Raw genomic sequence first — 24,504 nt, 5'->3', positions numbered from 1 at the left:
TTCAGACAAGTCCGATCAATCTACGTAAATGGATCAATCGACTATGGGCGCTTTGTGGCAATCCGATTCGAGTGAAGCTGTTGTGCCAACTGACAACGTGGAAGAAGCGCCTTCACCGAAAAAACCTCGCCGTCGTCGTTATGGCTGGCGGCTGTTCTGGTTGCTGTTATTGATTACTCTGGTCGCGCTCGGTTGGGCAGCCTCCAAGGAAATGCGTACCTCGAAACTGCAGGCGCGCGAATTCAGCCAGTTTGCTGCATCGCTGAGTTACTCGATGCAACCGGGGCCCAGCGATTCGATTTTCTATCCGGGTGCCGGGCCTTTCGACAAACGCCTGGGCTACAGTTCTCTGGGTGAGTTTTTGCCGCGCTTGCTCAAGCGTGGCTACATGATCTCTGCGCAAACCCGTTTCTCACCGAAACTGTTCAACTACAGCGAAAAGGGCTTCTTCGTGCCCTACGCGGAAAAAATCCAGGCCGGTTTATCCATTACCGACTGCCGCGCCTTGCCGTTGTATCAGTACAACTATCCGCAGCAGCTGTATTCGAGCTTTGCCGCTATCCCGCCGCTGGTGGTGCACAGCCTGCTATTCATCGAGAACCGCGACCTGCTCGACCCCAAACAACCCCTGGCCAACCCCGCTGTGGACTGGCCGCGTTTTGGCAAGGCGGCCTGGTCGCAAATCGCCAAACTGCTGCACCTGCCCGGTCAGACTGCCGGTGGCAGCACCCTGGCCACTCAGCTGGAAAAATACCGCCACTCACCCGATGGCCTCACGGTGTCGGGCAGCGAGAAAATCCGCCAGATGATTTCCGCCAGCGTGCGCGCTTATCAGGATGGCCCGCAAACCCTCACGGCTCGTCAAAATATCGTGCGCGATTACCTCAACAGCGTGCCGCTGTCAGCCGTGCCTGGTCATGGTGAAGTGCATGGCATGGCCGAAGGGTTGCGCGTGTGGTACGGCGCCGATTTCAATCAGGTCAATAAAGCCCTGACGAGTGTTGCCAGTGACCCGCTGAGTCTGTCTCAACGCGGTCTGGCCCTGCGTCAGGTACTGTCACTGATGATCGCCCAGCGTCGGCCTTCACATTACTTGGCCAATGGCCGTGACGAACTGGCAGAACTCACCGACAGCCACATCCGCCTGCTCGCACAAAACGGCGTGATCGACGACCCGCTGGCCGCTGCCGCACTGGCCAGCAAGGTGACCTACCGCGACTGGCAACAACAACCGACCATTCAACCGATCGAATCCAACAAGGGCATCAGTGTGGCGCGCAGTCGGCTGGCCGCCCTGCTCAATCGTCCTTTGTATGACCTCGATCGCCTTGACCTGTCGGCCACCAGCACCTTGCAGTACGACCTGCAAACCAAGGCCACCGCGTACCTCAAGCATTTGGCCGACCCGACCTACGCGGCGCAACTGGGCCTGCTTGGCGAACACTTGCTGACCCCCACCAGCACGACCCAGGTGCGTTACAGCTTCACCCTGTTCGAGCGGACCCCCGATGGCTCGCGGGTGCGCGTGCAGACCGACAGCACCGATCAGCCCTTCGACATCAACGAAGGCAGCAAACTGGAACTGGGCTCCACCGCCAAACTGCGGGTGTTGACCTCCTACCTGCAAATCATCTCCGAACTGCACGACCGTTATGGCGACCAGTCACCGGCCGAGCTGAAAAAAACCGCGGTCCCCGAGCAGGACGTGATTAGCCGCTGGGCCGTCGATTACCTGATCCAGAACACCGACCGCAGCCTGCCGAAAATGCTCGATGCGGCGCTCAACCGTACGTACTCGGCCAACCCCGGCGAATCATTTTTCACCGGTGGCGGCCTGCACACCTTTCACAACTTCCGCAAGGAAGACAACGGTCGCAGCCCGACCCTGCGCGATGCCCTGCGCGAATCGATCAACCTGCCGTTCATTCGCCTGATGCGCGACCTGGTGCGCTACAGCACTTACTCGGGGCCCAACAGCAGCGGCCAGTTGCTCAGTGACGATGACAACCCACGGCGCCAGGAATATCTGGCGCAATTCGCCGACCACGAAGGCACCGCGTTTTTACTGCGCTTCTGGAAGAAGTACCAGAAAAAAGACACCCAGGCTCGCCTCGAGACCTTCCTCGACAGCATGCACCCGACGGCGATTCGTCTGGCCGCGGTGCACCGTTACCTGCTGCCCGAAGCCAGTCAGGAAAGCTTCAACAGCTTTGTCCGCGCACACCTGAAAACGGCCAAAAATACCGATAAGAATATCGACAGAACCGCCGGCAAGATCAACGAAAAGCTCACTGACGAGCGCCTGGAAAAACTCTATAAAACCTACGGACCAGGCGCCTTTGACCTGCCCGATCAAGGCTTCATCGCCAAGGTCCACCCACTGGATCTGTGGCTGATGGGCTACTTGCTGAACCACCCCGACGCCAAGTTCAGCCAGATCGTCAAAGCCAGTGAATTCGAGCGTCAGGAAGTCTACAGCTGGCTGTTCAAGAGCCGGCACAAGAGCGCTCGCGACAGCCGCATCCGGACCATGCTGGAGATCGAAGCCTTCCTCGACATTCACCAGCGCTGGCAGAAAGTCGGCTACCCGTTCGATCACCTGGTGCCGTCACTGGCCACCGCCATCGGCAGCTCCGGCGATCGGCCAGCGGCTCTGGCAGAGCTGATCGGGACGATCCTCAACGATGGCGTGCGGATGCCGACCTTGCGCATCGACAGCCTGCATTTCGCCGCCGGCACGCCGTATGAAACAACGGTGATCAATGACCCGGACAAAGGCAAACGCGTGATGCCGTCCGAAGTGGCGACGGCGATGCGCGAAGCGTTGTCGCAAGTGGTCGACGCCGGTACCGCCAAACGGGTCGCCGGTACGTTCAAACTGCCAAACGGCACCCCGCTGGCCATGGGCGGCAAGACCGGCACCGGTGACAACCGCATTGAAGCCTTCGGCTCCGGCGGACGGGTGCTGAGCTCGAAATCGATCAACCGCACCGCCACGTTCGTGTTCTACATTGGCGAGCATCACTTCGGCACCCTCACCGCCTTCGTGCCAGGCGCCTCGGCCGAAGCCTTCAAATTCACCTCGGCATTGCCGGTGCAGGTACTCAAGGGCATGGCACCGATTCTCACACCGTATTTGCAACCGGGGAGCAACACGCTGTGTCTGCCTGTCAACGTAGCGCAGCGCTGATGAAGCAGAACATTAAAGGAAGGTAGTAATTAGTTGTTTTCGGCATTGTAAATTTCAATGCCTTATCCGCGCGAACACCTGTTTAACAGTTGAAATTCAGGCTATTACTTTGAGCCTCGGGCGTTAGGCTGATACTCCCGATAAAGACTCAAGGTTTATTAAAAGCATGTCTGATTTACAAGGAAGTATCTCTGCTCGCCAGGCACTGGAGGCAAGCGATAATAAAGGCCGCCATTACGACTTCATCAAGAGCCGGATCCACCCCGCTTTCAAGAACACTTCATTGCAAAGGGTTCGGGAGCTTAGCCTCACAAAAACACGGGCTGCGCAATGGATAACCACAGCCACAGACTTCGATCACACGCTGTTACAAGAGGCCAACCTTAAACTCTGGTCCGCTCAAAACAAGGTGGACCGGTTTATTGATAAGTTACAAGACGTTTATGAGTTCGCAGAACCCCTACTCACCCACGCACTGATAAAACAGTTCGGCGTCAATGCCAATGTCAGAACCACTTACTTGCACCTCTATCTACCCAAGGAACGCCCTTGGTATGTCATCAACACGTCCGGCGGCGTTGTCACCCGAACCGTTTCGCTGCTGGACGCCGCCTTACACAACTTCGCGCGTACTGAAACCTGTGAGCCAGACTCCGACTTCATCAGCCAGCCCGATGCTCGCGGGCACTTCGACATCCTGGCGATCAAACGCAAAATCTCCATCGCCCAGTTCCAGGCCCTGTGCCGCGAACTGGACATTGGCGCGCGCTATACCCAATACCTCGAAGAACAGTTGCTGCCCAGTGACGGCCTCGCACAGGGCTTTTTGAAACTCAACATTGTCGAGAGCGAGAAAGCCGCCTTTAAAGCGGCTGCGCAACAGGCGGTGATGACCGGCGACATCGACGCCGATGCCCGCGACCTGATCCTGATGATGCTCGATGGCCAACGCAACCTCACCCGCAAAGGCCGGGTGATGCAGTTCGCTGAACTGTCCATCCTGGACAAGCTCCTGACCGGAGTCGTGTTGATTACATCGAGCCCGGAACAAAAAATCCGCGACGTTACGCCGGTGATCGCTTATGTCCCACAGGACCCTGAGCATCCACTGAAAGAGTACCCGTCAACCGTCGCGTTCATGAATGAACTGACTCGCCAGCTGCGCGACAACGACGTCATATCGTCCACAGGAATGACTTACCAGCAGTACTTCAGCCGGTTCGTCGATCAGCAACAGCGCGGGCATTTTTTCGGCGGGTTGCAACAACGCCTGTTCGAGGTGAAATGGCATCAGAAAGAACCGCTGGACCAGAGTCCTGGCTGGCAGGAAGTCCCGGTCACCAAGCCCAATCTGCAATTCAGCGCCGCACCGATCACCGGCGAATTCTGGGAGTACCTTTACCAGCAAAAACTGAACAAGATCCTCAATGACGCCCGACACATTGCCGTGTCCACCGCCGATACCGATCGCAACGCCCGTTGGGCCTGGTGGGACAATTTCAAAAAAATAGTCTCGGACCTCTTCAACGTCGCGCTGATGATCGCCACCCCCTTCGTCCCGGGACTGGGCGAATTGATGATGGCCTACACCGCGTATCAGATCGCCAACGACGTCATCGAATCCATCGTCGACCTGGCAGAAGGCCTGTGGATCGAAGCCGCCGAGCATATCGTAGGTGTGGTGACCGACGTCGTTCAGCTGGCGGCCTTTGCGGCGGGCGCGCAGATTGGCCAGTTCGCTCGCTTGAAGCTCTCGCCGTTGATCGAAGGCATGAAACCAGTGGAACTGCCCAACGGCCAGCCCCGCCTGTGGCACCCCGATCTCAAATCTTACGAACTGCCCGATTACACGTTACCGACCAACTCCAGGCCCGACGCGTTGGGTATTCACTCCCACGAAGGCCAGGACATTCTGCCGCTGGATGAAAAACATTATGCCGTGCAGCAAGACCCGAAAACGGGTAGCTATCGCGTCAAGCATCCACACCGTTCCAACACCTATTCACCGCAGTTGAAACACAACGGTCTCGGTGCCTGGACTCACGAAGGCGAAAATCCACGCGCGTGGGCAAGCCCGACACTGATGCGTCGTCTCGGCCACTCCGTGGACGGTTTCAGCGACGCAGAGCTGGAGCAAGTTCGCATCGCCAGTGGTACCGACGACGGTGCCTTGCGTCGGATGTACGTCGACAACACGGCCCCGCCACCGTTACTGGACGACAGCCTCAAACGCTTGAACATCCAGCGCCAGACCCGACAAACCATTCAGCGAATTCGAGCAGGCCGGTCTCTGGACCCATCGTCTTACTGGTTTGAACCGCTGGCGACTTACCTGGACGGCTGGCCTTCGGATAAAGCCCTGAAGGTCTATGAAAACGCCGACATGTCAGGGCGGTTCCGCCAGTACGGCAATGCCGACGCGAGCGACGAGCAAACCCTTTCCACCAGTCTGTCCCACCTCCTGAGCGAGCGGTTTGCGCCAAGCCTTGTCGAGCTCCTCAGCGAAGAAGAGCTGCAAGCGGTGCTCGGTCGACCAATCGCCAACAACGAACAGGTGCAAGCGCTGCGAAATCGTCTGGCGGACGAAGCAAACCGCCTGAACGCCGATATCGTCAATCAGCTGTATCAGGGGGCAGAAGCGTCCGACGATCCGCAGGTCCGTCTCATTCGTCAGGCATTTCCAGAGCTGCCGTCCCGAGCGGCGCAGACGCTGTTGAACAGTAGCGAGGGTGCAGACCTCGTGCGCATGACTCAGGAGCAACGCCTACCGTTGCGCCTCAAGATCCGCGCGCGTGAAGCGGCCTTCGAAGCACGGACCAACCATGCGTACGAAGGCTTTCACGATGGCGCGCAGTGGGTGCCCGAAACCGAAAGTCTGGTACTGAACGCGCTCAGGATTCATACCGACACGTTCGCGCAATTGCGCATCGAGGTTCGCGAAGGCAGCGATGCCGGACCACTGCGTGGCAGTGTGGGTGTGCAGGACGCGTCGACGGTCCGGATACTGGTCAAGGATGACGTGAACCGATTCGAAGTCTGGGACGCTGAAAACCACAAACTGCATGAAGCCGCAGACTTTTTCGAAGCCGTGCTCAAGGCCTTGCCGAAAAACCAACAAACGCAATTGGGTTATCGGCCTGGCCAGGGTGCATTTTTCAAGCAATGGGTGATGGTCAAGACCGAGACGCCTGCCGAACGCCGAACAGCGCTCGCCGCACCGCCGATCCGGCCGTTGGCTGACCATGAAGACATGCTGCTGTTGCGCGGTCCCGGCTTTTCCACCACCGCTGCCACGCTCGACGAACGGGTGCAGGACATCTACCCCCACTTCAACGACAGGGAGGTCAATACCTTTGTTCGATCCCTGGGCTCGCAAGAGCAAGGGCATCGGACACTGACACGACTGGACCGCGAACTGGATGATCTTCGCGTGCTGCTCCATCGCTGGCGATACCGGCAACCCGAGACGTGGGGGCCGGATCGACAAGGGTTCGTGCGAGGCGGCGGGCTACACATTTTCGAACGGCTCGTCGATTGTTTTAAAAGAAAACCCACCGTCTTCGGCGAACGCAGTATCACCGCCGACGGCGGCTATGCGCTGGATCTGTCAACAGAGTTCGATGTTCTTGATCTCGAACGCTGGTGGAAAGAGCTGCCGGATATCAAGCACTACCTCGATCAAATCGGCACCTTGAACCTGGACCGCACGACCTTTTCCGAAACCGCCTCCGGCCTGTTGAACGACTTTCCTCATCTTCGGCAACTGAGTGCCAGGAGCTGCGGATTGACGCAGCTGCCTGCAAGCATTGGCAAGATGCATCACCTGCGTACTTTGCGGCTGATGAACAACGACATCACGTTGACACCCTCGGCTGTCGAACACCTGAAAAACCTGACCCATATGGAAACGCTCAGGCTCGATGACAACCCGCAATTGACGAGGTTACCGAACGTTGAACGCATGCCCAAGCTGAGCATCCTGAGTTTGAGCAACACGGGCGCAACCACCTGGCCCGACGGCCTTTTCGCGCCCGTCGGCAAGCGTCGACCGCGTGGTTTTTTCCTGGATCTGCAGGAGAACCCGATCAGTAGAATTCCGACCGTCGTACCCGGCTCGGAGGATGCATTCATCGTGGCGCGAACCCGTTTGTACGAAAGGAATCTTTCAGAGGTAAATCTGGTCATTTTCAAAGACTATCGGCGCTCGGTCGGCATTTCTTCCAAGCAGCTCTATACCGACGCCGCTACCGATGCGATGGCCCAATGGCCAATGAACGACGACTCTCAATGGTGGAGTGCCGAGGTCTCCGGGCTGGGCACTTTCCGGCAGGAAGCCTGGCACGACTTGATGACCGAGCCTGGCTCTGCAGATTTTTTCTCCTTGATCCAGAAACAGACGCTCTCGGCCGATTACCGGGCCGACGGTGAATGGCGCAAACAGCTCAGCAGCCGGGTATGGCGAATGGTCGAGGCCATCGACCTGGACAGCGAGTTGCGCAAGGAACTGTTCGAGATGGCGACAGCGCCTACCACCTGCGCTGATGCCGGGGCCCAGGTGTTCAACCATATGGGCATCAAGGTCCTCGCGTCTGAAGCCTACGCCTTGTCGACGTCAGGCGCGTTCCTTGAAAGCCGACTGGTCAACCTGGCCAAAGGCGCCGCTCGTCTCGCGCGGGTGGATGACATTGCACGTGCCGATTTCGGCAGCCGACCGGGTAATCCCGATGAGGTTGAGGTGTACCTCGCCTATGAGAGCGGTCTGGCGCAACGCCTCGATTTGCCGTGGCAATCGGAGATCATGTTGCATCGACGAGTGGCTGGCGTGAGCGCAAAAACCCTCGACACGGCCTTCAACACAGTGATGTCGATGGAAGCCGGCGATGGCTTGATCAACGACATGCTCGAACAGCCGTTCTGGGAGAAATACCTGCGCAACACCTACCCGATCGAATTCAGGCGCAATGCCCGACTGTACGAAAACAAGACCGACCTGCTGGATCAGTTGCGCGAAGCTCAACACGCCTGGGCCCGTTCCAAAGGCATGCAGATTGCTCAACGACGGGCACTCAAACAACGCGTCCAGGACCTCGCCAGGCAATTTAACGTCGACGACAGCGTTGTACTCACCGATGAGGACATGAGTGATGAGGCCTATGGCAGATTGTTGAACGACATCGGCTACGAGGAGCAGCAGCTGAGCAGGCGGTTGACGCGCGAGGCGTTGCGCAAGGCCGTATAGAGGTAACCCGCCCTGAAGGCTTGCGGACCGGCTTTCAGGGCTTTACAGGCAAACCGGTTCGCGCCTCGCAGTTATCCCACTTCGGAGTCCCAGATCACCGTGATACTCCCAAAATAGTTGGCCGCTACGCCGGGTTTCAACATGTAGTCCACGTAAGAGCGTGCAATTTCGAAGTGCAAAACACCTGGAGCCCGATCCACATAAAACCCAGGTTTGAATGCTTGCGCATTCACCTCCCCCAAGTGCAACGGACGACGTTTGACCGGTTGCCCGCTGACGTCCGTCAAGCCATTGGGCAGGCTGACACTGAGCTGCACCGTGGCTGCGCGTTGTGAAACCGGGTCACGGATCATGCAATCGAACAGCCCCGGAATCTGGCATTCCACGAGCATCTTGAAACGACTCGACGTCGAAATATTGAACGTCTGATCACGAAACAGCCGCGTTGGCTTGCGCCCCTGAGTCAGCCAGGCCTGCCAGCCGCCCTGTGGCACCAGCTCAACGCGATTGCCGCCCGGTGGAATCTCGACCTTGAGCGTATGTTCGACCGTCAGGGTGAAGTTAAGGGTTATCAAATCATCATCGGGCAACAAGATGTCGCCCATGTCGAAGTCTTTATGAGGCCCGACGGTATAGTTCAATACCCCCCGGTAAGTGCCGGCCGACATCTTTAGCGGATCGGGGGTAATAAGTTCATAGGAGAAACTTACATCCTGATAGGCAAACTGGAGTGACTCAGGAATCAGCTGCTGTGCTTGTTTCGAGCAAACACCTGCATTAGCCGGCACTCGCCAAAAAAAAGCGTAGTACAAGGCATGACCATAACCCACTCCGCCAGCCTGACAGGGGGGAGGCGCATATACCCAAGAGGCTTGCCAGACACCGGGTGTAAGAGGCGCTTTGATCGTATAGGCCGCCCCTATCCCGTTGATGCGCATTTTAACTGTCTCGGGTTCACCGGTACTGTCATTGATGACCGTAACCTCCTTCCAGGAGGAGGGAACCCGGAACATGGGCCCCCGGCGTTCGTCATGCAACGGCTGAATGGCCGCGACTGACCTGAAACGAATCGGCAAGGCGATGCTGAAGACCCCGTTGTCGCAATAAGACGGATGATCGCCACAATAACCGCCTTGTGGTGTGGTGTTTTCGAAAGCATTTTGCATCGGCTTTGCCGGATCAGGCCGGAACATTGCGCTCATTTCCACGGTCACCGCTACCACCGGTGTAGTGAGTACTGCCAACAACACACCGGCAACCATCGATGCCTTCGCAGGCTTCAATGCCCTTATTACCTTCATGGCTCACAAACTCCCTGCAAAAACTGTTAAAGGACTGCACTCAAAGACATAAGTATCGGCACTTCTTTTTGTTCTAACGCTTGTGGCCGTGTGGCGGGATCGTCTCGTGCAATGGGCGATCTCGTCCGGCCTCAGGCACCCGACAACAGCGCATTGAAAATCATGTTGACGCTGCCAAAATATTTGCCGGGCTGGTACACCCCATCGGCGGGTGGCATCGGCACTATTTCGAGCAATACGCGTTTGCCAAGAGCGGCGTCAGTCAAAGAAACCACTTCGCTGCTCCCCTGCTCGCTCAACAACTTTCCGTTAAACGACACGCGTAAATTAATGTCATGCGCATCGGTGCCGTTCGACAGATACGGCCGGCCTTCAAGCCGCGCGTTGATCGAGCCCGCTTCGTTCTTCACGTCGAAATACTTGCGCAAACTGCCCAGCTTCGAGGCCGACAGGTTCCAAGGCAGTTGTTGCTCCTGATGAATCCAGCCTGAATCAGCGGGAATGACATAAAACCCCAGGGAAGGAACAGAGACCGACACATCAAACTGATGAACCTCCCGAGCGGCGAAGGCCGAAGCACTGGCCAGCACGAAAGCGGCGGACGAAAACACCAGGAACGGTTTCTTGAACATGGCGTTATCCCTTCACGTCGAGTTTTTTGCTGTTCTCGCCTTCAACCAGAGTGAAGTGGTATTCGCGACCGGCCTGTTTCTCGAACTGAAAGGTCCGGCCCGCAAGAATGTGATGCTTGGTCGTCGGCTGGCAGTCCTGCTCGTTTTTCACCGCGCAGTCCTTGAACTCATCGATCACCACCACGCTGTTGCCGTTGTTGCGAATCCGATAGTTGCGCGCGTCGTTCTCGATCGCGCTGTCGAAGCGGGTTTCCTTGGGACGCACGAAAAATACCGTGCCGTACCCGGCCAGCACATTGACCCCGGCGGACAGGCCTTTCTTGTAATCTTCACGTTCTTCGCTGGAGACGGCGAACTCGTCTTCCTTCTCCGGAACCACCGGTACGAAACGCACCCGGAAATACCGCTCTTTCTCACGCTCGCCCATATACAACAGGCGTGTGCCCTGCATGCCATTGGCCGGCACGATCAATCGGGCCGGGCTGGCCATCAAACCATCGCGCGCGGTGGCGTCGGCCTGGGTTTTGAGCGGTTCTTCCCGTGCGCTGCCATCGGCTTCATAAATAATTTCGAGAATATTGACCTTGACGAACGCGGTGCTGTCACCTCCGTTGAACACGCGTTTCAAGTAAGTACTTTTGTCCCCGTCCAGATAGTCATACACCGTCCCGACATTGATGCTCGGGCCGGCATGAGCCGCTTGGGTAAATAAGCAAAAACCAAATAATGCCACCAGGTGTTTCATCGTCCTGTCCCTCGTTGAATGAATGCTGCAATGGCGCGACGCACTAAACCTCTGAATCCCAGATAACCGTCACGCTTCCCGAGTACTGCCGTTGTGATCCGGGACGAATCATCTCTGCCACGTCGCTTGAAGGAATTTCGAAATGCAGGGTTCCCGGTTTACGGTCGACATAAAAACCCGGCTGGAACATTTTGGTAGTACTGCCATCACGCAGTAACTGCCGACGACTGACAGACTGTCCGCCCGCATCGGTCAAGCCAGGGGGAAGACTGACGCTGACGTTCAGCGGTACGACATGACCGGTCACCGGCTCGCGCAATGAACAGGTCTTGCCGTCCTGGGTGTATTCACACTCCAGATTCATCTTGAAGCGCGAACTGGCCGAGATATTGAAAGTCTGGTCGCGGAACAGACGCGTGGGTTTACGGCCCTGTTGCAACCAGGCTTGCCAGCCACCTTGCGGCACCAGTTCAATCCGGTTGCCGCCCGGCGGAATCTCGACTTTGAGGGTGTGTTCGACTGTCAGGGTAAAGTCGAGCTGAATAATGTTGTCCGAGGGCGCGACGACATCGCCCAGATCGAAGTCGCCGCCAGGGCCGATCGAATAAACCTGCGTGCCCTGGTAGACGCCCGAGGACATCTTCAGCGGATCTGGCGTGCGCAGTTCGTAAGTAAAGTCCAGAGACTCGTAACCAAACCCGGGAATGAGGAATTTAGCCTGCTTGCCACACACCGTTTCTTCAGGCGTCAGCCAGAAGAATTGGAAACCGGTGTGACCGTAATAGGTTGTGGTGCCGATGGCCACGCATGGCCCCGGCGCTGTTCGCCAGTCGCTTCCCCACAATGCCGTATGCGCCCTGACATACTCCGTTTCCCCTGTCAGCTCCATCACGGAATCGCTGAGCCTGTAAACGCCGCCCATCCCGGCAATGCGCACCTCGACCGTGGCGGACTCTCCGGTCTCGCGGTTCAACACCGTCAACGCTCGCCAGGCGGCTGGCGTCTTGATCATCGCGCCTTTACGCACGTCCTCTTGGTTGGGTTGGATCGCGCCTTGGACTCCAACCTTCACGTGAGAACGCAAACTGAATATGCCGTAACTTTTGCAGATGGCGGGGTAAGCCCAGCAAAATCCTTCATTGCGCGTGGTGTTCTTGAACTCGTTTTTCTGTGGGTTACCAGGCTCAGGGTTGAAAGTGGCTGTAATCGGAAGCACGACTGCGACGGCCTGGAGGCTTGTCGCAACCAGGCAGGCCCCTATGAAAAGAGCCACTACCGAACGCCATGGGAAAACAGTCGAAACATTCATCGAGTTATGGACTCCAGAGATTGCGCAACACACATCAACCGGCGCTCTGCACGGCATCGCCAACATCGGCCAGCGTGTCTGGGCTGCAGCGCAAATCCCCGATCATCAACACATTGTTTTCAGTACGCCCACGGCTTGGGTCCAGCCGGAACTGACACAGCAACTGATTGCCATGACGCACTTCGAGGGTCGGTGAACCGGCGTTCATTTCCATCGAGAAGAACCCGTCCACTTCGCTGACCCCGCGACTGGCGTGGTTGATGATGTGGTGGCCCTTGAGTGGATTGCCCTGGGGATCGATCAGGCGACCGAGCACGGTGAGGGTTTGCATCACGCGAATCTGCCGATAGCCCACCCCGCCCTTGTTCAGGTGATAGCTGGAACGGGCCGGTTGAATGGTCGCGGCGGGGACATCGGTGCCCTCGAAATCGAAACTGACCGAGCTGCTTTTGTAAGCCGTGATCGGCACAAAATTGCGCCCGGGCTTGAGCACCGCACTGCCACCGCTCAAATCGTCGGCGCGCAGGGTAATGCCGTCGATGTCCGACTCGACATCGATGATCATGCCCGCACCACTGCGGTGGTATTGGCTGGTCATGACCATTTTTTGTCCGCCGACGGCCACGGTGCTGTCCAGGTTCAAACCGCCGGTGAGGTCGTTGTTGAACGACGAGCGCTGGATAAACCCGTCACCGTTGGCCAGGTCCGATTGCATCGACGCCATCGCGTTCAAACCGATGCCGTAGGTGTCGGTGATTGCCGTGGCCGAGACGCTCTGCAGCAGGTGATCCTGCAGGTCTTTGCGGTAGGTGAGCGAGGCATTGTTATCGCGCCCGCCATCGCGATCGGTGCGGGTGCCGATGCTGCCGGACCACTGCTCTCCCGGGCCGCCCAGCGCGATGTTCACACTCAGGTCGAGGCCGCGATTGCGATCATTGCCCGAACTGAAACTACCCGGACGGTCGAACAACGACAGGCGCCAGTTGGCATCGCTGCCGAACAGTTGAGTGCGTTGGTTCCATCCCAGATCCAGGCCGACGCCTTCGGTGTTGCCCTCGCTGTGGGACACCCGGGCATTGACCGAACTTTTACTGGTGAGTCGATGATTCAACGATAAGGAAGAGTTGCTGGTCTGACCGATAAAGACGTTGCGCTGCCGCACGCGCGTGCCGTCCGGCAGGGTGTCGTACAGCCGAGTGGTGTCGAGCCAGCTGCGGTTATGGCTGGCGACGAGGCTACCGCTGCCATAGGAATACAGTCCCTGCACATCGAGGCCGGTGCCGTAGTCTTCGGTTCTGTAGACGTTGGCGAAAAGGCTGGCGTTGTTGACGATCGTCCAGTCAACCGACGTGCCGTATTGCAGCGAGTCGCGGACCTGCCGCCCTGTCAGGCCGAGGATCACACGCGGGTGCCACAGGAAGTTGAATGCGGCACCGGCGGTCATGTCGCCAGCGGCCTGCTGTTCCCAGTTGCTGAGCAATTTGGATTCGCGACCGGCGAACAGGTTGTAGCGCCAGCGCTCGTCATGATTGCGCCAATTGCTCGGCTTGTAGACCAGCTCCAGGGTGCTGGAGGTGATCTGGCCGTCTTCGATCAGGCGCACTTCCACTTCATAAATCCCGCCGGGCAGCGGACGCGTATCGAGGGTCTGCAACCCTGCCGGGACTGCCTGAGTGTTGATCAGCAATCCGTCGCGGTAAATTTCCACAGAGCCCAGTCGATTGGCCGTGACATAGATCGGATAAACCGCCGGTTTCGGATTGTTGATCGCCAGGCTGTCGGAGCTGCCATACATGACGCCCAACGCGGTATCGGGGCTCGTGCCAAACGTACGCGGCTGACGGGTCAGGCCTTCGGAGGTGGGCGTGAAATAGCCCAGGCGCAGAAAGTTGCCCTGCAATTCACGCTGGGTGAAAAGCTCATGCACCGCGTGATAGGTCTGGTTGTCGACACCGCCCAGGCGCGACAGCTGCATGTTGACCGCTTGGGTCCAGTTGCCCAGGCTGCTGCTGGCTTCCAGACCGTAACGACCCCCGAGGTCCTGGTTCTGGCCACCATTGAGGTTCAACTGGTTGCGCACGATCAAGCCAGTGCTGCCGCCTTCGGGCAGGTTGTAATACTGCTGCACTTGATCGTCCCGTTCGGCGTTCTCCGTGAGAATCGACACCAACGAGTTTTCGAGGCTGTAGTGCACGGCCAACAGTTGTTCGGGGCAGTTGGCCTGGCAGGCGCCCAGCGTCACGCCTTGTTTCAGATGGTTGGCCCAGATGTCGCGTTCGCTGGGCTGGATTGTGCTGTCGCCGACATCATTGAAGTCAACCAGGGTGATTCGATCGTCGCGGGTCAACACGACCATCGCTTCACCGAGAAATTGTTGATCAAGTTCCACGCGCACCGCCAGCGGCACATCAAAGAAGTGCTCTTCGAACTCGCTCGGTAAACCCTTGGCTTGCGCAAGCAAACTTCGGGGCGTGTGGCCGTTATCCGCTGGCGCGGCCAGGGCGGTTGCACAAAAACATAGGGCAAGCGCCGTCGCGATGGGAGTCATCGGGAACATGAACGAAATACTCTGAAGATAAATGCGTTGAAACCCGATCGACAGGCAGTGGCTACCCATCGACCGGTAAGTGCTAACGAATAAGGCTGAGCCTTAAGTCATGGCTGACTTAGATGCGCGGAACGGCATCGAAAACCACGACTGGATTGGCCGTGTAAACACCTGTCTGAGTGCTGCCCGGCAGGGCGGCGCTAATCACCAGATCAGCCCGCATGCCCGCGTTGGATTCGGTATCGCCGACCACTTCTTTGGAAGTACCGGTCAAGGTTACGCCGTTGAAGACGTAGGTCAGCGCGAGGAAGTCTTTGCCGTTGTGCAGGGGTTGCGGACCACCTTCCACATAAGCATTGACCGAACCGAGAGAGTGGCGAATATCGTAAGTCGCACGCAGCGGGGCCAAGCTCTCGGTTACCACGTTCCAGGACATTTTTTCATCTTTACCGAAGTCAGGATTCACCGGTTGGGCGTGGAATTGCCAGGTGGGGATATTAGCGCTGATGTTGATGGACGAGCGCGCTTCATCCGCAGCGAACGCCATTGAAGAGCTCAGGGCCAGGAGGGTCATCGGAACGGCGACTGCAAACTTCTTGAACATTATTAAGTACCTGTCTATTTCAAAGGATTGGGCCGAGAAAAGTCTTGAAATGCGAATACCACTCAATACAACGATGGCGAATTCTCTTAACTTTCGACGCCGGAGAATGATCGTCAAATCCGTTGAGAAAGTAAGTACGCAACTTCCTAAGAACAGGTAGTAACAACGACTTTCGAGCCGCAGGAGAAAAGTCAAAAAAGTACTAACAGCACTTCTTTACCCTCAGAGAAATACTACACACAGCGCTAACTAAAAAAGCACACAGATAAGAACTAACCAAACTTCTGTAAGACCGGCACTACTTAACTCCCGGCACTCGGTTAATGATCAGCAGATTAACTTTATAATTAGTTCAATTACTCTAAAAAAGCAATCAACTCATCATTCATTGCCCGTGGTCTTTAAGCGCCGCCCAAGGACGACAGGATGGCGACCGTTGGTCCAGAACGCTTGCGCAAGCCATAAGATATATCTTAAGTTGTATCTAAACACGACGAGAGAAGACGAAAAAATGAGAGACCATCATTCCCATCGAGACCACAGCGACAGCCGTGACGGCTTCGAAAAACGCCCTGGCCCCGGCCGCGAACGCGGTGGGCGCGGCCCGCGGGTATTCGCCCCCGGCGATCTGAAACTGCTGTTGCTGGCGCTGATCGCCGAGCAGCCGTGCCATGGTTATGACCTGATCCGCCAGATCGAAAGCATGTTCGATGGCGCCTACAGCCCCAGCCCCGGCGTGATCTACCCGACCCTGACCTTTCTTGAAGAAAGCGAAATGATCCTCGGCGATGCCGAAGCTGGAAAAAAACGCTACAGCATCACCGACGCCGGACGTCTGTCATTAAGCGAGCAGGCCATTGCCCTGGACGGCGTGCGCATGCGCATCGAGGTCAGCAAGCGTTCGTTGCGCGGGCAAGACCGCCCGGCCGAGATCCACGAAGCGGTGCACAACCTGCGGCATGCCTTGCAAATGCATCACGGCCGCTGGAGCCCGGAGGAAATCCTGCGGGTGCGTGACCTGCTCAACAACACCGCCAAAGCCATCGTCGATGGCCCTGTCGTTCAATCTGTTCAGGAGAAGGCCGAATGACTGAAGTCATTGTGCAAACCATTCACCGCGTCAGCCACGAACTCAAACGCCGTCGCCTGGAAGTGCTGCGGGTGGTCGACCTGACCCCGCGCATGCGCCGGATCACCCTCGGCGGAGCGGAACTGGCCGGCTTCGTCAGCCTCGGTACGGACGACCACGTAAAGCTGTTTTTCCCGCAAACCGCTGCGGAACACGCCGCTCTGGAAACTTTGGTGCTGGGCGCCGGCAAGGACAATGGACCTCTGCCGGCGATGCGTGACTACACGCCCCGCCGTTACGACCTGGACACGCTGGAGCTGGACATCGACTTCGTATTGCACGGCGATGGCCCCGCCTCGACCTGGGCAGCACAGGCCACACCCGGCCAGTTCCTGCACATCGGCGGGCCACGGGGCTCGATGGTCGTGCCGGACATCTTCGACAGTTATCTGTTGATCGGCGACGAGACCGCCCTGCCCGCCATCGCCCGCCGCCTCGAAGGCCTGGCGGCCAACCGGCGCGCGCTGGTGGTGGTGGAAATCGAGAACGGTGCCGAACAGCAAGTCCTCGAAAGCCAGGCAGAGGTCAAGGTGATATGGGTCTTGCGCGAAGCCGGTCAGAACCACCTGCTGAGCACCGTGCAACAACTGCCAATGCCGAGCGGCGAGTTGTATGCGTGGATCGCCACAGAATCCAAAGCCTCACGACAGATCCGCCGCGTGCTGCTGGACGAGAAGGGTTTGAGTCAGGATCAGGTGAAAGCCGTCGGCTACTGGAAACTCGACGACAGCGACGAAGAGTAAGCGACAAACACCTGTGGCGAGGGAGCTTGCTCCCGCTGGGTCGCGAAGCAGCCCCAAAGCCATTCAATCGGGTTGTATCAGGCAGACCACATTACCCGGTTTACGACGGCTTCGCCGCCGAGCGGGAGCAAGCTCCCTCGCCACAATCGATGTTCACTTTGGATCTATGCCCACTCGGCCTGCCGCCGTCCCGCGCCACCGATCCAGTGCAATCAGCACAAACCCCAGCAATAAACACCTGCCAATGCCGAGCGGCGAGTTGTATGCGTGGATCGCGACAGAGTGCAATGCCTCACGCCAGATCCGCCGCGTGCTGCTGGACGAGAAGGGCTTGAGTCAGGACCAGGTGAAAGCCGTCGGCTACTGGAAACTCGACGACAGCGACGAGGAGTAAGCGACAAACACCTGTGGCGAGGGAGCTTGCTCCCGCTGGGTCGCGAAGCGACCCCAAAGCCATTCAATCGCGTTGTATCAGGCAGACCACATTACCCGGTTTACGACGGCTTCGCCGCCGAGCGGGAGCAAGCTCCCTCGCCACAATCGATGTTCACTTTGGATCTATGCCCACTCGGCCTGCCGCCGTCCCGCGCCACCGATCCAGCGCAATCAGCACAAACCCCAGCAATAAACACCTGCCAATGCCGAGTAGCGAGTTGTATGCGTGGATCGCGACAGAGTCCAAAGCCTCACGACAGATCCGCCGTGTGCTGCTGGACGAGAAGGGCTTGAGTCAGGATCAGGTGAAAGCCGTCGGCTACTGGAAACTCGACGACAGCGACGAGGAGTAAATGACAAACACTTGTGGCGAGGGGGCTTGCTCCCGCTGGGTTGCGAAGCGACCCCAAAGCCATTCAATCGGGTTGTATCAGGCAGACCACATTACCCGGTTTACGACGGCTTCGCCGCCGAGCGGGAGCAAGCTCCCTCGCCACAATCGATGTTCACTTTGGATCTATGCCCACTCGGCCTGCCGCCGTCCCGCGCCACCGATCCAGCGCAATCAGCACAAAGCCCAGCAATAAACACCTGCCAATGCCGAGTGGCGAGTTGTATGCGTGGATCGCGACAGAGTCCAAAGCCTCACGACAGATCCGCCGCGTGCTGCTGGACGAGAAGGGCTTGAGTCAGGATCAGGTGAAAGCCGTCGGCTACTGGAAACTCGACGACAGCGACGAAGAGTAAGCGACAAACACCCGTGGCGAGGGAGCTTGCTCCCGCTGGGTCGCGAAGCGACCCCAAAGCCATTCAATCGAGTTGTATCAGGCAGACCACATTACCCGGTTTACGACGGCTTCGCCGCCGAGCGGGAGCAAGCTCCCTCGCCACAATCGATGTTCACTTTGGATCTATGCCCACTCGGCCTGCCGCCGTCCCGCGCCACCGATCCAGCGCAATCAGCACAAAGCCCAGCAATAAACACCTGCCAATGCCGAGTGGCGAGTTGTATGCGTGGATCGCGACAGAATCCAGAGCCTCACGACAGATCCGCCGCGTGCTGCTGGACGAGAAGGGTTTGAGTCAGGATCAGGTGAAAGCCGTCGGCTACTGGAAACTCGACGACAGCGACGAGGAGTAATGACAAACACTTGTGGCGAGGGGGCTTGCCCCCGTTGGAGTGCGTAGCACTCCCAAAACCTGCAATCGGGCTTTGTCTGGCACACCGCGTTTAATGGGTTTAGGGCTGCTGCGCAACCCAACGGGGGCAAGCCCCCTCACCACATTTGATGTTCACTTTGAATCTATGCCCACTCGGCCTGCCCCAGTCCCGCGCCAGCGATCCAGCCCGACCACCACCAGCGCAATCAGCACAAACCCCAGCAATATCCCGCTGGCATTGATGAACACCTGGGGATAACCGAGTTTTTCGACATCAATAAAGGGATACGGGTAAAGCCCCAGCGAGTGCCCGCGCAGCAAGGTAAAAGCGAAATACAGCACCGGGTAAATCGCCCACAAACCGATGTGCCCAAGGCGCAAGGTGCCCTTGGGTACGCACCGCCACCAATAGAACAGAAACAGCAGCGGCATGATGTCATGCAACAACTCGTCGGCAATGAACTGCCAGCCCTGCGGATGCCACAAATGCCGCAACAACAGGCTGTACGCCAGGCCGACCAGGGTAATGCTCACGGCAATCCCGCTGCTGACCCACGGCTGTAAAAAAAACGTACGGCCCTTCGACTCACGTGCAGTCACGGCGCAAGTCAGCACCGTCGCCACCAGCGTATTGGTCAGGACCGTAAAGTAACTGAAGTAACTCACCAGCCCACCCAGCTGGCTGGCGCTGACACTCCAGCGGCCGTAAAACACCAGGTACAGCTGAATGCTCAATCCCAGCCAGCCCAGCACGGCGGCCGAGTGGGCAAAACGGCTCATGACGGGCGACAGTCGAGTCGACTCGGCGGGCATCTATATTCCTTAGAGCGGACGTTTGGTGCGCATCAGCTTCACGTAGAGTTTTTCGACTTTCTCACGGGCCCACGGGGTTTTGCGCAGGAAGGTCAGGCTCGACTTGATACTCGGATCGCTCTTGAAGCAGCGAATGTCGATGCGCTCGGCCAGCCCCGACCATTCGTAGTGTTGAACCAGCGTGTTAAGGATCTGTTCCAGGGTCACGCCGTGCAGCGGGTTGGTGTTCTGTTCGGTCATGCCGGGCCTTTGAACGAAGAAAGTAGAGGAAGCCGCGCACCTTAGCCGAGGGTGTCCTGCGGTGGAAGGACTCTGTGCGCTATCGGTTAAATGTAGGTGAACTCTGAAAGTTCGCAGCCTGCGGGTGTTCACCTTCCGATGTGGAGCTGCCACAGGCTGCGATCTTTTCAAGGATGACCGCACACTGTTACCAAATCCGAAATGATCCATGTCAAGAAAAGCCCTTTCTCTCTTTGTTACAGATCATTATCCTTGCAGGCCTAAAAGCTGAATCGCTTCACCTGCCCGATTTCCCTTCGCAGCGTTCAGCTCTCTTCCCCTAAAAGACCAAGAATTCCTTCTCTATGCCTGACATTCAGACTTTGCGAGACAGCGCTGTCCGCCCCACTATTGCTGCTCGAAAAGCCATAAGCCTGATCGGTGGGCTCAGCGCCCTCGGCCTTGCCACTTGCACTCAAGCTGCCCCTGCATTCGATAGCGACTCACCGTGGATGCTCGGCGACTGGAACGGCACACGCACCGAACTCGCGGAAAAAGGCTACGACTTCAAGCTCGACTACACCGGCGAGATGGGCAGCAACCTGCACGGCGGCTACGACCATGATCGCACCGCGCGCTACAGCGACCAGTTCGGCCTCGGCACGCACCTGGACCTGCAAAAGATCCTCGGCTGGCACGACGCTGAATTTCAGCTGACCATCACCGAACGCAACGGCAACAACATCAGCAACGACCGGGTCAATGATCCGCGTGTCGGCGGCTTCACCTCGGCCCAGGAAGTCTGGGGCCGTGGTCAGACCACCCGGCTGACGCAGATGTGGTATCAGCAGAAATTCTTCGATCAGAAACTCGACATCAAGGCCGGCCGTTTTGGCGAAGGCGAAGACTTCAACAGCTTCCCCTGCGACTTCCAGAACCTGGCGTTTTGCGGCTCCCAGGTCGGTAACTGGGCCGGTGGCATCTGGTACAACTGGCCAGTCAGCCAATGGGCGCTGCGGGTCAAATATCACCTGACGCCCGAGCTCTACGCCCAAATCGGTGCGTACGAGCAGAACCCGTCGAACCTGGATCGCGACAACGGCTTCAAGCTCAGCGGCAGCGGCACCCAAGGCACGGTGCTGCCGGTGGAGCTGGTGTGGACACCGAAGCTCAATGGCCTGCCGGGCGAATACCGCGCCGGTTACTACTACAGCAGCGCCAAGGCCACCGACGTCTACAAGGACAACAACGGCCAACCCGCCGCCCTGAGTGGTCAGCCCTACCGCAGCGCATCGAGCAAGCACGGCGTCTGGCTGGGCGTGCAGCAGCAACTGACCAGCCGCGCCAGCGATAACTCGCGAGGCTTGAGTGTGTTTGCCAACGGCACGATGCACGACAAAAAGACCAACGCCGTCGACAACTATGTCCAGGCCGGCGTCGTCTACAAAGGCCTGTTCGATGCCCGCAGCAAAGACGACATCGGCTTCGCCATGGCCCGGGTCCACGTCAACCCGGCCTTCCGCAAAAACGCCGAGGCAATCAATCAGGCGCACGCGGTCTTCGACTTCAACGACCCGTCCTACCTGCCGCCACAAGACACCGAATACAGCGCCGAACTCTATTACGGCGTGCATGTAACCAACTGGCTGACCGTACGCCCGAACCTGCAATACATCCGCCATCCCGGTGGCGTGAATGAGGTCGATGACGCGCTGATCGGCGGGATTAAGGTGCAATCGTCGTTCTAAAACCCTTACTGAAACCTGCCCGTACCTGATCGTCATCTACAGTGAACAGGCGCGGGACTACTTAAACGTCACGGAGAACCACACTATGAGCACTGATGGTGCTTTGAGTCGAAGCCGCCTGCTACCGAGCCTGCTCGGTATCGTGCTTCTGCTAATGGGCCTGGCCTTGCTGGCCGGGGGGATCAAGCTGAGCATGCTCGGCGGCTCGCTGTATTACCTGCTGGCCGGGATCGGCCTGGTGCTGACCGGGATTTTGCTGCTGGCTGCCCGCCGTGCAGCATTGGGCCTGTACGCCGTGGTGCTGTTCGCCAGTACGGTGTGGGCGCTGTGGGAAATCGGCCTCGACTGGTGGCAACTGGTGCCACGTCTGTCGTTGTGGTTCGCCCTTGGCGTAGTCCTGCTGTTGCCGTGGTTCCGCCGTCCGCTGCTGCGTGATGGCGCCGCTCCGCTGGGCACTGCCGCGCTGAGCGTGGCCGTGGTTCTGGCCGGCGCCACCGCCGTTGCCAGCCAATTCACCCACCCGGGTGAGATCATGGGCGAGTTGGGCCGCGACACTGCCGACATGACCAGCACCGCGCCAGCAATGCCCGAAGGCGAGTGGCAGGCCTATGGCCGCACCGAATTCGGCGACCGCTACTCGCCGCTGAAACAGATCACCCCGGCCAACGTCGGCAAGCTGCAGGAAGCCTGGCGCATCCGCACCGGCGACCTGCCGACCGCCGATGACCCGGTGGAACTGACCAACGAGAACACCCCGCTGAAGGTCAACGGCATGCTCTATGCCTGCACCGCCCACAGCAAGGTGCTGGCGCTGGACCCGGACACCGGCAAGGAACTCTGGCGCTTCGACCCGCAGATCAAGAGCCCGGTGGGCTTCAAGGGCTTCGCCCACATGACCTGCCGTGGCGTTTCCTACTACGACGAGAACGCCTACGCCAAGGCTGACAACGCTTCGGCCGCAGTCATCTCCGAAGCTGGCAAAGCGGTTGCGCAAGCCTGTCCGCGTCGCCTCTACCTGCCCACCGCCGATGCTCGCCTGATCGCCCTGAACGCCGACACCGGCAAAGTCTGCGAAGGCTTCGGCGATCACGGCGTGGTTGACCTGACCCAAGGTATCGGTCCGTTCACCCCCGGTGGCTACTACGCGACCTCGCCGGCAGCGATCACCCGTGATCTGGTGATCATGGGCGGCCACGTCACCGACAACGAATCGACCAACGAGCCGTCGGGCGTAATCCGCGCCTTCGACATCCGCGACGGTCACCTGGTCTGGAACTGGGACAGCGGCAACCCTGAAGCGACCGAGCCTTTGGCACCGGGCAAGACCTACACCCGCAACTCGCCGAACATGTGGTCGCTGGCCAGCGTCGACGAGAAACTCGGCATGGTCTACCTGCCGCTGGGCAACCAGATGCCTGACCAGTGGGGTGCCGACCGCACGCCGGGCGCAGAGAAATTCAGCGCCGGCATGGTGGCCCTGGACCTGGCGACCGGCAAAGTGCGCTGGAACTTCCAGTTCACCCACCACGACCTGTGGGACATGGACGTCGGCAGCCAGCCGACCCTGCTCGACATGAAAACCGCCGACGGCATCAAGCCGGCGCTGATCGCACCGACCAAGCAGGGCAGCCTGTATGTGCTCGACCGTCGCAACGGCACACCGATCGTGCCGATTCGCGAAGTGCCGGCGCCGCAAGGCGCAGTCACCGGCGACCATACCGCGCCGACCCAGGCTCGCTCGGACCTCAACCTGCTCGCTCCGGATCTGACCGAGAAGGCCATGTGGGGCGCCAGCCCGTTCGACCAGATGCTCTGCCGCATCCAGTTCAAGCAACTGCGCTACGAAGGCCAGTACACCCCGCCGTCATTGCAGGGCAGCTTGATCTATCCGGGTAACGTTGGTGTGTTCAACTGGGGCAGCGTGTCGCTCGACCCGGTTCGCCAGATGCTGTTCACCAGCCCGAACTACATGGCATTCGTCTCCAAACTGATCCCGCAGGCTGAAGTGGCTGCCGGGAGCAAGCGCGAGAGCGAGACCTCCGGCGTCCAACCCAACACCGGCGCGCCATACGCGGTGACCATGCACCCGTTCATGTCGCCATTCGGCGTACCGTGCCAGGCTCCGGCCTGGGGCTACGTCGCCGGTATCGACCTGACCACCAGCAACGTGGTGTGGAAACGCAAGAACGGCACCAGCCGCGACAGCTCGCCACTGCCTATCGGCCTGCCAATCGGCGTGCCAAGCATGGGCGGCTCGATCGTCACCGCCGGCGGCGTCGGCTTCCTCAGCGGCACCCTGGACCAGTATCTGCGCGCCTATGACGTCAACAACGGCAAGGAACTCTGGAAGTCGCGCCTGCCGGCCGGCGGCCAGGCCACACCGATGACCTACACCGGCAAGGACGGCAAACAGTACGTGCTGCTGGTAGTTGGCGGCCATGGTTCGCTGGGCACCAAAATGGGCGACTATGTGATCGCTTACAAACTGTCGGAATAAGCGTTAACCGCAGTTAAAACGAAGGCGACTACCGCGAGGTAGTCGCCTTTTTTGTGGCCCACAAATCACTGATACAACACCGTACTGTGGCGAGGGAGCTTGCTCCCGCTCGAGTGCGAAGCGCTCGCAAACCCAGCGAACCGGGTGTGCCTGACAAAACCCGATTGCAGGTTTTGGGGCTGCTTCACAGC

14 protein-coding genes and 4 pseudogenes are annotated in these 24,504 nt (G+C 58.6%); 10 read left to right on the top strand and 8 right to left on the bottom strand.

The annotated features are described in order from the left end of the window. The first annotated feature begins 43 nt into the window (after positions 1-43). Positions 44-3,190 carry a transglycosylase domain-containing protein gene (locus tag AABM55_RS05690; RefSeq protein ID WP_347929044.1) on the top strand — a complete coding sequence of 1,049 codons (3,147 nt, stop codon included), beginning with the start codon at positions 44-46 and terminating at the stop codon, positions 3,188-3,190. Positions 3,191-3,356: 166 nt separating this feature from the next. Continuing rightward, positions 3,357-8,429, top strand: coding sequence for an NEL-type E3 ubiquitin ligase domain-containing protein (locus AABM55_RS05685; protein ID WP_347929043.1), 5,073 nt, complete (start codon positions 3,357-3,359; stop codon positions 8,427-8,429). A 71-nt stretch (positions 8,430-8,500) separates the two neighbouring features. Here AABM55_RS05685 and AABM55_RS05680 read toward each other — a convergent pair whose 3' ends face one another. The 6 genes from AABM55_RS05680 to AABM55_RS05655 all read right to left on the bottom strand — a co-directional run bounded on the left by AABM55_RS05680 (position 8,501) and on the right by AABM55_RS05655 (position 15,568). Then, complete coding sequence (locus tag AABM55_RS05680; protein WP_347929042.1) at positions 8,501-9,730, bottom strand: hypothetical protein; 1,230 nt, start codon at positions 9,728-9,730, stop codon at positions 8,501-8,503. A gap of 131 nt (positions 9,731-9,861) precedes the next feature. Then, positions 9,862-10,362, bottom strand: a complete 501-nt coding sequence (locus AABM55_RS05675; protein ID WP_347929041.1) for a CS1 type fimbrial major subunit — start codon at positions 10,360-10,362, stop codon at positions 9,862-9,864. A gap of 4 nt (positions 10,363-10,366) precedes the next feature. Then, the gene (locus AABM55_RS05670) at positions 10,367-11,107 is read right to left on the bottom strand and encodes a molecular chaperone (RefSeq protein WP_347929040.1); all 741 of its coding nucleotides are present in this window, start codon (positions 11,105-11,107) and stop codon (positions 10,367-10,369) included. 43 nt (positions 11,108-11,150) lie between these two features. Continuing rightward, positions 11,151-12,416 carry a hypothetical protein gene (locus AABM55_RS05665; RefSeq protein ID WP_347929039.1) on the bottom strand — a complete coding sequence of 422 codons (1,266 nt, stop codon included), beginning with the start codon at positions 12,414-12,416 and terminating at the stop codon, positions 11,151-11,153. 34 nt (positions 12,417-12,450) lie between these two features. Then, the gene (locus tag AABM55_RS05660) at positions 12,451-14,973 is read right to left on the bottom strand and encodes a CS1-pili formation C-terminal domain-containing protein (protein WP_347929038.1); all 2,523 of its coding nucleotides are present in this window, start codon (positions 14,971-14,973) and stop codon (positions 12,451-12,453) included. Positions 14,974-15,082: 109 nt separating this feature from the next. Then, positions 15,083-15,568, bottom strand: coding sequence for a CS1 type fimbrial major subunit (locus AABM55_RS05655; RefSeq protein WP_347929037.1), 486 nt, complete (start codon positions 15,566-15,568; stop codon positions 15,083-15,085). Positions 15,569-16,079: 511 nt separating this feature from the next. Here AABM55_RS05655 and AABM55_RS05650 point away from each other — a divergent pair. The 6 genes and pseudogenes from AABM55_RS05650 to AABM55_RS05625 form a co-directional block, all read left to right on the top strand. After that, positions 16,080-16,658 carry a PadR family transcriptional regulator gene (locus AABM55_RS05650; RefSeq protein ID WP_347929036.1) on the top strand — a complete coding sequence of 193 codons (579 nt, stop codon included), beginning with the start codon at positions 16,080-16,082 and terminating at the stop codon, positions 16,656-16,658. Then, the gene (locus AABM55_RS05645) at positions 16,655-17,440 is read left to right on the top strand and encodes a siderophore-interacting protein (RefSeq protein ID WP_347929035.1); all 786 of its coding nucleotides are present in this window, start codon (positions 16,655-16,657) and stop codon (positions 17,438-17,440) included. Before AABM55_RS05650 ends, AABM55_RS05645 begins: the two co-directional genes overlap by 4 nt. 232 nt (positions 17,441-17,672) lie before the next feature. After that, a pseudogene (locus AABM55_RS05640) lies at positions 17,673-17,834 on the top strand (SIP domain-containing protein); the annotation flags it as partial. A gap of 232 nt (positions 17,835-18,066) precedes the next feature. Further along, a pseudogene (locus AABM55_RS05635) lies at positions 18,067-18,228 on the top strand (SIP domain-containing protein); the annotation flags it as partial. Between the two features lie 232 nt (positions 18,229-18,460). Beyond that, a pseudogene (locus AABM55_RS05630) lies at positions 18,461-18,622 on the top strand (SIP domain-containing protein); the annotation flags it as partial. A 232-nt stretch (positions 18,623-18,854) separates the two neighbouring features. Further along, a pseudogene (locus AABM55_RS05625) lies at positions 18,855-19,016 on the top strand (SIP domain-containing protein); the annotation flags it as partial. Positions 19,017-19,168: 152 nt separating this feature from the next. Here AABM55_RS05625 and AABM55_RS05620 read toward each other — a convergent pair. Both AABM55_RS05620 and AABM55_RS05615 read right to left on the bottom strand, forming a co-directional pair. Then, a complete protein-coding gene (locus tag AABM55_RS05620; protein ID WP_347929034.1) occupies positions 19,169-19,849 on the bottom strand; it encodes a Pr6Pr family membrane protein in 681 nt (226 codons plus the stop codon). Between the two features lie 9 nt (positions 19,850-19,858). Continuing rightward, positions 19,859-20,089, bottom strand: coding sequence for a VF530 family DNA-binding protein (locus AABM55_RS05615; protein ID WP_019693422.1), 231 nt, complete (start codon positions 20,087-20,089; stop codon positions 19,859-19,861). A gap of 344 nt (positions 20,090-20,433) precedes the next feature. On the opposite strand from AABM55_RS05615, the gene AABM55_RS05610 reads away from it, so the two are divergent. Together AABM55_RS05610 and AABM55_RS05605 are read left to right on the top strand one after the other, a co-directional pair. Then, positions 20,434-21,816, top strand: a complete 1,383-nt coding sequence (locus AABM55_RS05610) for a carbohydrate porin (RefSeq protein ID WP_347929033.1) — start codon at positions 20,434-20,436, stop codon at positions 21,814-21,816. Between the two features lie 85 nt (positions 21,817-21,901). Then, positions 21,902-24,313, top strand: a complete 2,412-nt coding sequence (locus tag AABM55_RS05605) for a glucose/quinate/shikimate family membrane-bound PQQ-dependent dehydrogenase (protein WP_347929032.1) — start codon at positions 21,902-21,904, stop codon at positions 24,311-24,313. The last annotated feature ends 191 nt before the right edge of the window (positions 24,314-24,504 follow it).

Origin of the sequence: Pseudomonas helvetica (assembly GCF_039908645.1) — a bacterium.
Classification (GTDB): Bacteria; Pseudomonadota; Gammaproteobacteria; order Pseudomonadales; family Pseudomonadaceae; genus Aquipseudomonas; species Aquipseudomonas helvetica.
Note: the sequence above shows the minus strand (reverse complement) of the source record. Positions and strands in the feature narration are given on the sequence as shown.

Coding starts and splice junctions, on each gene's coding strand:
- AABM55_RS05605 (WP_347929032.1), top strand. CDS start 21,902: ATGAGCACTGATGGTGCTTTGAGTCGAAGCCGCCTGCTACCGAGCCTG.
- AABM55_RS05645 (WP_347929035.1), top strand. CDS start 16,655: ATGACTGAAGTCATTGTGCAAACCATTCACCGCGTCAGCCACGAACTC.
- AABM55_RS05660 (WP_347929038.1), bottom strand. CDS start 14,973: ATGTTCCCGATGACTCCCATCGCGACGGCGCTTGCCCTATGTTTTTGT.
- AABM55_RS05680 (WP_347929042.1), bottom strand. CDS start 9,730: ATGAAGGTAATAAGGGCATTGAAGCCTGCGAAGGCATCGATGGTTGCC.
- AABM55_RS05610 (WP_347929033.1), top strand. CDS start 20,434: ATGCCTGACATTCAGACTTTGCGAGACAGCGCTGTCCGCCCCACTATT.
- AABM55_RS05690 (WP_347929044.1), top strand. CDS start 44: ATGGGCGCTTTGTGGCAATCCGATTCGAGTGAAGCTGTTGTGCCAACT.
- AABM55_RS05650 (WP_347929036.1), top strand. CDS start 16,080: ATGAGAGACCATCATTCCCATCGAGACCACAGCGACAGCCGTGACGGC.
- AABM55_RS05655 (WP_347929037.1), bottom strand. CDS start 15,568: ATGTTCAAGAAGTTTGCAGTCGCCGTTCCGATGACCCTCCTGGCCCTG.
- AABM55_RS05665 (WP_347929039.1), bottom strand. CDS start 12,416: ATGAATGTTTCGACTGTTTTCCCATGGCGTTCGGTAGTGGCTCTTTTC.
- AABM55_RS05670 (WP_347929040.1), bottom strand. CDS start 11,107: ATGAAACACCTGGTGGCATTATTTGGTTTTTGCTTATTTACCCAAGCG.
- AABM55_RS05685 (WP_347929043.1), top strand. CDS start 3,357: ATGTCTGATTTACAAGGAAGTATCTCTGCTCGCCAGGCACTGGAGGCA.
- AABM55_RS05675 (WP_347929041.1), bottom strand. CDS start 10,362: ATGTTCAAGAAACCGTTCCTGGTGTTTTCGTCCGCCGCTTTCGTGCTG.
- AABM55_RS05615 (WP_019693422.1), bottom strand. CDS start 20,089: ATGACCGAACAGAACACCAACCCGCTGCACGGCGTGACCCTGGAACAG.
- AABM55_RS05620 (WP_347929034.1), bottom strand. CDS start 19,849: ATGCCCGCCGAGTCGACTCGACTGTCGCCCGTCATGAGCCGTTTTGCC.